This is a genomic window from Streptomyces sp. NRRL WC-3618, from assembly GCF_001280005.1.
In the GTDB taxonomy this organism is placed as follows: Bacteria; Actinomycetota; Actinomycetes; order Streptomycetales; family Streptomycetaceae; genus Streptomyces.
In genome coordinates this window covers 1-224 of sequence record NZ_LGDW01000420.1, presented here as the reverse complement: position 1 = coordinate 224, position 224 = coordinate 1, and the positions used below count along the sequence as shown (strand labels likewise).

The following is a 224-nucleotide window of genomic DNA, read 5'->3' as shown; positions in this document are numbered from 1 at the left end:
AGTTCGACGACCTCCGCACCGGTTTGCGCCAGTGCCTCGCTCGCACCTGTCGCCCACGGGTGTTCCGCCGCGTTCTCCGGGAGTACGACGAGCCAGCGCCCGGAGAGCCCGGACCTGGGCAGGGTGCCGCTCGGCAGCGGCTTCCAGGTGACCCGGTAACGCCAGCCGTCGATCGTCGAGCGCTCGCGCCGCTGCTTGCGCCACGACGAAAGGACGGGCAGCAC

General features: G+C 71.4%; 1 protein-coding gene. It reads right to left on the bottom strand.

All coding sequences use genetic code 11. The features are described 5' to 3' along the window. The coding region (locus ADL01_RS28025) for a hypothetical protein (RefSeq protein WP_159049667.1) at positions 1-224 on the bottom strand (224 nt) is incomplete at both ends.